We start from the raw sequence: 8,832 nt of genomic DNA, 5'->3' as shown, positions 1-8,832 counted from the left end.
AATTGACCGGAGAGATAGATCATACCGCCCGCACAGACAGCATGGCTATAATGGCCCGCCGGCGGCAGGCCTGATGTTGAATTTATCAAGATAGGCTCAGACATCATCAAGGCTTATCAATAAAGTGGGCCAAACGCGTTAAATCGACATTACCGCCCGAAATAATGACCCCAACGCGTTTACCGTGCAGATCCAACTGGTCACCAAAAGCCACCGCTGCCCCTAAACAGCCGGTGGGTTCAACCACAATCTTCATGCGGCTGGTGAAAAACTTCATTGCCGAGATCAATTGGTCATCTGTGGCAGTGAGAATATTATCCACCCGTTCCTGAATCACCGGGAAGGTGTAGTGACCCAAAGCCTGGGTTTGTGCACCATCCGCAATGGTCACTGGCGTTTCAATTTTTACAATTTTTCCACTGCGGAAGCTCTGTTGCCCATCATTACCTGCGGCAGGTTCCACCCCAATCACCTGACAATTGGGGTAAAGCGCTTTAGCGACTGTGGCACAACCGGACAACAGCCCACCGCCGCCCAGTGGCACCAGCAGCACATCCAACTCACCCACTTCTTCAAATAACTCTTTCGCTGCCGTTCCCTGACCGGCCATCACATCCGGATGATCATAAGGTGGGATTAAACTTAGCCCCTGTTCTTGTGCCAATTTATTGCTAATAGCTTCACGATCCTCAAGATAGCGGTCATACAGCACCACTTCGCCGCCGTAGCCACGGGTCGCGGCAATTTTAGCCGCGGGTGCATCCTTTGGCATGACGATAACGGCGCGAATCCCTAATTTACGAGCAGACAAAGCAATAGCTTGCGCATGATTTCCTGACGAGAAAGCAATGACCCCTTTTGCTTGCTGTTGCGCCGATAATTTCACTAACGCGTTATAAGCGCCACGGAATTTGAACGCCCCCATATGCTGGAAATTTTCGCATTTAAAAAACAGCTGCGCACCAGTCTGCTCATTGGCAGTGGATGAGGTCAAAACCGGAGTTTTGAGCGCAAAGCCTGTAATCCGCTGATGTGCTTGAACAATATCGTCGTAACAGATTGCTAATGGGGCCATCTTCAGTTTCCTTCAGTAGGGAGATAGGTATAGACAGTCGAGCGGGCGACACCCAGATTATTCGCAACCACGGTCTGGGCATTTTTCAAATCCATCAAACCCGCTTGCGCCAGTTGGCGAACGATTTCACGTCGCTGCGTCGGGTTCAGTGCGCGTGGCGTGGTATTGTGAGCGGCTGCAAACTGTTCCAGTTGAGTGCGCAACATCTCAAGGCGAGGTGATGCCAGAGACTCTTGAACCTCTGCAGGCGTGGTTTGTGTCAGCTGCGACAAACTGGCGCTAACAGCGGAAAACAGCGAGATATCCATATTCAAACAGAGTGCTCCGATGAACTCCCCTTTACTATTTTTCAGGCCAATTGATGTGCTTTTTGCCGGACGGCCATCAGGAAACTGATTCGGATAATTAACAATCACTTCAGGAAAGTTAGGGTCAGCAATACGGCTCAACCCAAGTTCAGTCGCAGGCTCACCGACTTCTCGACCGGATAAGTTATTGGAAATCGCCGCAATGGCATGTTCAGGTTGAGTGAGGTCGTGCAAGACAAACTCCACTAAGGGCGCAAATGTTTTGCCCAGTGCCTCAACGATTTTTTTGCTCTCCCGCAATAGGAGTTGATCTTCTGTAAGTTTCATAAATGAAGTATTGTCATTTACTGACATTTTGTCAAACCCATTATGCAAACAATAAAAAAGCTGCGCAGGGCAGCTCTTTTACTATTGAAATCGCGATAGTCAGTGTGACTTGAGAATGGAGCTTTTCAGTGATTGATCTTGCTGATGGCGCTCTAAAGCTAATTCAATCAGTGTGGTGATCAATTCCGTCGAGCCAACACCGGTAGCGCGCCACAATTTAGGATACATGCTAATATTGGTAAATCCGGGCAAGGTATTTATTTCATTGATAATTACACGGTTATCAGCCGTTAAAAAGACATCAACCCGTGCCATACCACGGCACTCAAGTGCGCGAAATGCCGCTAAAGCGACTGCACGAATATTATCACTGACGGCACTGTCTATTGATGCAGGGATAATGACCTGAGCACCGGTTTCATTAATATATTTTGTGTCATAGGAATAAAACTCGTCGCTGATGACAACTTCACCACACAAACTGGCTTGCGGGTTATCATTGCCCATGACTGCACATTCAATTTCTCGCCCAACAATAGCTGATTCCACCAGCACTTTATGATCAAAATCAAAGGCTAACGCCACCGCCTGCTCATACTCGGCCGCATTACGCACTTTACTCACACCCACCGAGGAGCCCTGATTTGCTGGTTTTATAAATAAAGGTAACCCAAGTTTTGCCGTTACTTGCTCAAAACGGTCGTTATCTTTATTCGCCCGTGTCAGGGTAATAAATGGTGCGATGTTCAACCCAGCATCACGCAATAACCGCTTGGTGATGTCTTTATCCATGCTGACCGCAGACCCCACGACACCTGAGCCGACAAAAGGAATATTGGCCATGCGCAACAAGCCCTGCAAGGAGCCGTCCTCCCCTAATGTCCCATGGACAATAGGGAAAACGACGTCTAACTGAGCCAATGCAGAGGCATTGTCGGTAGCAATGAGTTGCTGATGGTCTTGACCTGGGATCAACGCGACCTTTTTGTTTGAATGGTTCAGGGAGATCAATGCAGGATTTTCTGCGTTTAACAAGTAATTGGATGCATCATTAACATGCCATTGCCCTTGTTTATCAATACCTAACAACATTACATCGAATTTTTCTTTATCAATCGCATCCACGATATTCTTGGCTGACTGCAATGACACTTCATGCTCAGCCGATTTACCGCCAAAAATCACACCAACTCGCAATTTCGACACACTACATTCCTTCTTAAGATCGGGTCATTAGGAGCGCGACCACCCAATAAAATTACACGTAACATTAATACAACCTTTGCCTGCCTAACTAATGTTTTTTAAGATTCCTACAGAATTTTCTGGTTCAGGTGGATGAACCATTTTTGCTTTAGAGAAAAATTAATGCCAGAGACTTTGTTCAATAACATAAGACGTTAATTCCCCCTTGTTGAGGGTCATAATTATCCTAATCAATATAGCAACCAATTTCGCCAATAACAGAATTGAATTCTGTTATTGGTGTTTTTATTCTTTCTGTCATTTATTTTTAATAAAAAATCATTAAATTCGACAGAGCCTAACCGTATTGGCTATATGATTAACGTCACCTGCAAAAAATTCATTACCAGTCAATGGATGGAAACTAAATATCATGCGAAATTATATTATGGCTACTTTATTACTCTCTGCTACTTTTGTAACACATGCTAATTCAGTCACTTCAACGACGCCCCTTCAGGCACCGCAAATTATTGCCCATCGAGGCGGAACGGCTGATGCCCCTGAGAATACAATTCCAGCCATCAAAAAAGCATTGTCTAATGGGGCTAATGCAATCTGGATAACACTACAGTTATCAAAGGATAATATTCCCGTATTGTACCGCCCTACTGATCTTAAGGAATTAACCAATAAATCAGGAAAAGTTTCTGACTATACCGCACAACAACTCGCCGACGTTGATGCCAGTGTTAATTATAATAAAAAACATAATATTCAACCTAAATCAGCTGCACACATTGGCATCCCTACGCTGGATGAAGTATTGAAAGCATTCCCGACAACAACATTTTACCTCGACATTAAATCACCAGATGCAAACCCGGTAATATTTGCCAAAGCACTACAAAAAACACTGGAAGCAACCACTAAAGGCGAAAATAACCGGCCAGGCAGAACCCGAGTTTACTCAACCAATGATAGTTATCTGAAAGCATTGGATGCGGTTAATGAGAAAAGTGATGCTGCACATCAAATTCAGCGTTTTGAAAGCCGTGACTTTACTCGAACGCAGCTAGCCAATATTACGATGGATCATAAGTGTGAATTACCCGCAGATAATAAAGAACGCTGGTATGGTCTGGAATTACACCGCAATGTTGAGGTAGTGGAAAAATACACGCTAGGTGAAGGGCGTTCTAAAGCCGTATTAAGCTGGGATAAAGAGGCCGTTGACTGTTTTCGTAAGAATACAAATGCACATATTATTTTCTTCGGAATTAATACCCCTGAAGATTATAAGAAAGCGAAAGAGTTAGGCGCTAATGGTGTGATGGTAGACTCCCCAAGCCAATTTAAAAAGATAGTCCAAGACAATAAATAATTAGAATATCTCTACTCACCCTCGCCCCACTATTCATTGAGCGAGGGTGATTAGATGCAGTAAGGCAATTTAGGCTCCCGCTATAGAATACGATACTGTTCCAGAGCTTTCTGTCGAGCGGTCTCTTTAGCTAACCGTTTCTTGCGCGAATCACAAGGCTCGGGGCAATCACACACTTTTTCCATACCCAAAGCCCCGATACCGCCACAACTGCCCTGTAAGGTTTTACGTTTTACAATATAACCCAGCGACATCCCAGCAATGACCAAGAGGAAAAAGACAAAAGACGCGATAAAAACAGTCAACATAGCTCTCTCCTATCAAAGCCGCTTTTGTAGATACGGTTTGAATGACTCAGAAGAATGTTCTTCAAAGCCCTCGTCGGTTTTCACTATCATAAATACCGGAATACCCAATAAATTAGCCAATGCCATCCCCCGCTCTGGCCCAAGAACACCTAACCCAGTCGAGAGTCCGTCGGCTGTTATACAATTTGGGTCTAAAACAGTAATGGAAACTAAGCGATGGTTAATTGGCCGACCGGTTTCAGGATCAATGGTATGTGAGTAGCGCACGCCATTCTGTTCAAAGTAATTACGGTAATCACCGGAAGTCGCGATCGCCATTCGACCGGGCTCAATAATCTCTTGCGCACTTTGCTCTGACCCTGCAACAGGTTTTTCAATAGCAATGCGCCAAGGTTTATTCTCCCCATTATTGCCACGAGTCCGAACTTCGCCGCCAATGTCGACCATATAGTTATCGATATTCTGCGCTTCCAAATATTCGGCAACGACATCGACCCCATATCCTTTAGCTATAGCAGAAAGATCAACATACAGTTCAGGAATGCGTTTGATCAAAGCACCATTTTCTACGGCAAGCTTATCAATCCCCGTCCATCCACGGCGCTGGGTGATTTCAGCATCTGTAGGCACCACATTTGGCCGCCCTTCTGGGCCGAAGCCCCATAGATTAACCAACGGCCCGACAGTCACATCCAACGCCCCGTCAGTCAGACGGTTAATACGAATCGCCTCACGTACCACCTTGGCGGTTGCAACAGAAACAGGAAATGGCGTATCCACTTTCTGACTTTTATTGAAACGACTCAGTTCGGAGTTCGGCCGATAAGTCGACATTTGATCGTTAACCTGTTCCAGTTCGCGATCTATCTCCTGCTGTAACTTTTTCGGGCTGAGGGTTGATGAGTCACTCATATATTTGATTGAATATGAGGTCCCCATGGTTTTACCTTCAAGGTTGATTTGCTCCGGGCCACAACCGGTTAGCAGCAAAATCCCCATAGCAGCCATTAGCCAATGCATTATATATTTTCGCGCTATATGTCTTTGCACAATATCCCCCATTACTGTAGAAATTCGAGTGGCGGCAAATCAGCCACCGAAGTCGTCGAGCATAATGTTTTCATCTTCCACGCCAAGGTCTTTTAACATCTTGATGACTGCCGCATTCATCATTGGTGGGCCACACATATAGAATTCACAATCTTCAGGTGCCGGATGATTTTTAAGATAATTTTCTAATAACACGTTGTGAATGAAGCCGGTATAACCCGTCCAATTATCTTCTGGCTGCGGATCAGACAAAGCCACATACCAACGGAAATTATCATTCTCAGCTTGTAACTGATCAAAATCTTCTTCATAAAACATCTCGCGCCGTGAACGCGCACCATACCAGAAGCTGATTTTGCGCTTCGAATGCAGCCGTTTAAGCTGATCAAAAATATGCGAGCGCATTGGGGCCATACCCGCGCCGCCGCCAATAAAGATCATTTCCGCATCAGTCTCTTTGGCAAAAAACTCACCAAACGGCCCGGAAATAACCACTTTATCACCCGCTTTTAGCGACCAAATATAGGAAGACATGATTCCTGGTGGGGCATCCGGCACTGACGGTGGCGGCGTGGCAATACGCACATTCAGCATAATAATGCCGCGCTCTTCTGGATAGTTTGCCATGGAGTAGGCGCGCACTGTCGATTCCGTCACCAGTGATTCAAATCGGAATAAATTGAATTTATCCCAGTCACCTCGATATTCCTCCGGCACATCAAAATCAGCATATTTTACCGTATGGGGTTCAGCCTCAATTTGGATAAAGCCCCCCGCACGGAATGGCACCACCTCACCATCCGGTATTTTAAGCTTCAGCTCTTTGATAAATGTGGCTTTATTATCATTAGAGATAACCTCACATTCCCACTTTTTCACCCCAAAGATTTCTTCCGGCAATTCAATTTTCAGATTCTGTTTCACACTAACCTGACATGCCAGCCGGCAACCTTCTTTGGCTTCCCGCTTTGAAATATGAGAAAGCTCCGTAGGCAGAATATCCCCACCGCCTGCTTTAATTGTTACCCGGCACTGCCCGCAAGAGCCCCCACCGCCACACGCGGAAGAAACAAATATGCCATGGCTGGAAAGCATGTTGAGCAACTTGTCCCCCGCCGGAGCGGTGAAACTCTTATCTGCATCCTCATTTATATCAATTTTAATATCACCGGTATTCACCAGCTTTGACTTGGCAAATAAAATCATCACCGTCAATGCCAATACAATGAGGGTGAACATGACTACGCCCAGAATTATTTCCATGAATTATTCCTGCCTTTATAGGTTCACACCGGAGAAAGACATAAACCCTAAGGCCATCAATCCGGTAGTGATAAAGGTGATCCCTAACCCCTGTAAACCCGCAGGTACATTGGCATATTTCATTTTTTCGCGAATACCCGCTAACGCGACAATGGCTAACATCCAACCGATACCGGAGCCAAATCCATACACAATAGATTCAGGGAAGTTGTAATCACGCTGGGCCATAAATGACACACCACCGAAGATGGCGCAGTTCACCGTAATCAGTGGCAGGAAAATGCCCAATGCGTTGTACAGTGCCGGGAAATAGCGATCAAGAATCATCTCCAAAACCTGTACAATGGCGGCAATTACGCCAATAAAAGTGATGAAATTCAGGAAACTGAGGTCAACACCTTCAACCAATGCCCCATCCCGCAGAACCAGGTTATAAACCAGATTGTTAGCAGGTACCGAAATGCCCAAAACCACCGTTACCGCAATGCCCAGGCCAAAGGCAGTCGAGACTTTCTTGGAAACTGCGAGGAAAGTACACATCCCCAGAAAGAATGCTAATGCCATATTCTCGACAAACACTGCGCGGACAAACAGACTGATGTAATGTTCCATCGTCAATTACTCCTTCTCAATCTGCGCAGGTTTCAGGGTTCGCAGGCCCCAAATCAGCAAACCAATAATAAAGAATGCACTAGGTGCCAACAGGAACAATCCATTAGGCTGATACCAACCGCCATTCTGGACAGTTTCCAGCACCGTCACACCAAACAATTTACCTGAGCCAATTAACTCTCGGACAAAACCCACCAGCACTAGCACCACGCCATAGCCCAAGCCATTGCCGATACCATCCATAAAGCTTTCGATGGGTGGCGATTTCATCGCATAAGCTTCAGCACGCCCCATCACAATGCAGTTAGTGATAATCAAACCAACAAAGACTGATAGCTGTTTGGATATCTCATAGGCATAGGCGCGTAGGATCTGATCCACCACAATCACTAGCGAAGCGATAATCACCATCTGCACAATGATGCGCACACTGTTTGGAATATGGTTGCGAATCAGTGAGATGAAGAAGCTTGAGAACGCCGTAACCAAGGTGACAGCCAGTGTCATCACTAAAGCGGTTTCCAACTTGGTAGTGACTGCCAGTGCTGAACACACACCCAAAATTTGCAGTGCAATCGGGTTGTTATCAAATAACGGCCCCAATAAAACCCGTTTAATCTCTTTACCGTCAGCCATTTTTTAACGCCCCTTCGCGCACTTTTTTCAGGAACGGGCCAAAACCGTTTTCACCAAGCCAAAAATCAAAGCTGTTTTGTACCCCATTGGAGGTCAGCGTAGCACCGGATAAACCATCTATGGCATGGGGATCGTTAGCTGGCGCTCGCCCTTTAACAATACGAATGGCCGGTTGCCCTTGGTCATCAAATAACCGCTTACCAATCCATTGGTTACGCCAAATAGGGTTCTCGATTTCCCCCCCCAACCCCGGGGTTTCACCTTGATCGTAATAGGTGATACCGCGTACAGTTTTGCCGTCGGTGTCGATTGCGACAAAGGCATACATCATTGACCACAAACCAGAACCGTAAATCGGTAACACGATTTTGTTTATCTGCCCGCTGTCATCGCGTACCAGATAAATTTCAACCACATTCGCTCGACGGCGAATACCGGCCATATCCTGTGCTGGTGTCAGTGCAATACTCATTTGGTTATCACGCAGTGCCTGCACGCGATCAAAGGTTGCCGGATCTTGTTGAATAAACTCACCGCTCTGCAAATCCAGCAGGCGTGGTTCAATCCGCTGCGCAAACTCACTCTGTACTTCTTCTGCTGGCATTCTCGGTTGCAGTAATCCTGCCACTGCCAGAATATTGCGTTGCTTATCAAGTAAGCGCTGTTCTTGTTGCTTAGCTTTCA

Annotated in this window: 10 protein-coding genes; 1 reads left to right on the top strand and 9 read right to left on the bottom strand. The window is 46.0% G+C overall.

All coding sequences use genetic code 11. From position 1 onward, the window contains the following. Positions 1 to 106: 106 nt before the first annotated feature. From ACNSO8_RS01530 to ddlA, 3 genes are all read right to left on the bottom strand, one after another. Positions 107 to 1,075, bottom strand: a complete 969-nt coding sequence (locus ACNSO8_RS01530) for a threo-3-hydroxy-L-aspartate ammonia-lyase (protein WP_418393616.1) — start codon at positions 1,073 to 1,075, stop codon at positions 107 to 109. A gap of 2 nt (positions 1,076 to 1,077) precedes the next feature. Next, positions 1,078 to 1,710, bottom strand: a complete 633-nt coding sequence (locus ACNSO8_RS01525; RefSeq protein ID WP_418393617.1) for a helix-turn-helix transcriptional regulator — start codon at positions 1,708 to 1,710, stop codon at positions 1,078 to 1,080. A gap of 99 nt (positions 1,711 to 1,809) precedes the next feature. Continuing rightward, entirely contained in the window at positions 1,810 to 2,916 is a 1,107-nt protein-coding gene (gene ddlA, locus ACNSO8_RS01520; RefSeq protein ID WP_418393615.1) for a D-alanine--D-alanine ligase, read from the bottom strand. Positions 2,917 to 3,328: 412 nt separating this feature from the next. Between ddlA and ACNSO8_RS01515 the strand changes: the two genes are divergently transcribed. Then, the gene (locus ACNSO8_RS01515; RefSeq protein ID WP_418393614.1) at positions 3,329 to 4,279 is read left to right on the top strand and encodes a glycerophosphodiester phosphodiesterase family protein; all 951 of its coding nucleotides are present in this window, start codon (positions 3,329 to 3,331) and stop codon (positions 4,277 to 4,279) included. Positions 4,280 to 4,359: 80 nt separating this feature from the next. Here ACNSO8_RS01515 and nqrM read toward each other — a convergent pair whose 3' ends face one another. From nqrM to ACNSO8_RS01485, 6 genes are all read right to left on the bottom strand, one after another. Next, entirely contained in the window at positions 4,360 to 4,587 is a 228-nt protein-coding gene (nqrM, locus tag ACNSO8_RS01510) for a (Na+)-NQR maturation NqrM (RefSeq protein WP_418393613.1), read from the bottom strand. 12 nt (positions 4,588 to 4,599) lie between these two features. After that, entirely contained in the window at positions 4,600 to 5,607 is a 1,008-nt protein-coding gene (locus ACNSO8_RS01505; RefSeq protein ID WP_418393612.1) for an FAD:protein FMN transferase, read from the bottom strand. Between the two features lie 69 nt (positions 5,608 to 5,676). Further along, the gene (nqrF, locus tag ACNSO8_RS01500) at positions 5,677 to 6,900 is read right to left on the bottom strand and encodes an NADH:ubiquinone reductase (Na(+)-transporting) subunit F (RefSeq protein ID WP_418393611.1); all 1,224 of its coding nucleotides are present in this window, start codon (positions 6,898 to 6,900) and stop codon (positions 5,677 to 5,679) included. A gap of 15 nt (positions 6,901 to 6,915) precedes the next feature. Further along, positions 6,916 to 7,512 (bottom strand): NADH:ubiquinone reductase (Na(+)-transporting) subunit E, encoded by a 597-nt coding sequence (gene nqrE, locus ACNSO8_RS01495; protein WP_004392325.1) that lies wholly within the window; start codon positions 7,510 to 7,512, stop codon positions 6,916 to 6,918. Between the two features lie 6 nt (positions 7,513 to 7,518). Beyond that, complete coding sequence (locus ACNSO8_RS01490) at positions 7,519 to 8,148, bottom strand: NADH:ubiquinone reductase (Na(+)-transporting) subunit D (RefSeq protein ID WP_418393610.1); 630 nt, start codon at positions 8,146 to 8,148, stop codon at positions 7,519 to 7,521. Then, on the bottom strand, positions 8,141 to 8,832 hold a 692-nt coding region (locus ACNSO8_RS01485; RefSeq protein WP_418393609.1), incomplete at its 5' end, for a Na(+)-translocating NADH-quinone reductase subunit C. The genes ACNSO8_RS01490 and ACNSO8_RS01485, both read right to left, overlap by 8 nt.

The sequence above is a fragment of the Yersinia sp. LJYL362 genome, assembly GCF_048323875.1.
Note: the sequence above shows the minus strand (reverse complement) of the source record. Positions and strands in the feature narration are given on the sequence as shown.

Coding starts and splice junctions, on each gene's coding strand:
- ACNSO8_RS01530 (WP_418393616.1), bottom strand. CDS start 1,075: ATGGCCCCATTAGCAATCTGTTACGACGATATTGTTCAAGCACATCAG.
- ACNSO8_RS01525 (WP_418393617.1), bottom strand. CDS start 1,710: ATGAAACTTACAGAAGATCAACTCCTATTGCGGGAGAGCAAAAAAATC.
- ACNSO8_RS01515 (WP_418393614.1), top strand. CDS start 3,329: ATGCGAAATTATATTATGGCTACTTTATTACTCTCTGCTACTTTTGTA.
- nqrM (WP_418393613.1), bottom strand. CDS start 4,587: ATGTTGACTGTTTTTATCGCGTCTTTTGTCTTTTTCCTCTTGGTCATT.
- ACNSO8_RS01505 (WP_418393612.1), bottom strand. CDS start 5,607: ATGCATTGGCTAATGGCTGCTATGGGGATTTTGCTGCTAACCGGTTGT.
- nqrF (WP_418393611.1), bottom strand. CDS start 6,900: ATGGAAATAATTCTGGGCGTAGTCATGTTCACCCTCATTGTATTGGCA.
- nqrE (WP_004392325.1), bottom strand. CDS start 7,512: ATGGAACATTACATCAGTCTGTTTGTCCGCGCAGTGTTTGTCGAGAAT.
- ACNSO8_RS01490 (WP_418393610.1), bottom strand. CDS start 8,148: ATGGCTGACGGTAAAGAGATTAAACGGGTTTTATTGGGGCCGTTATTT.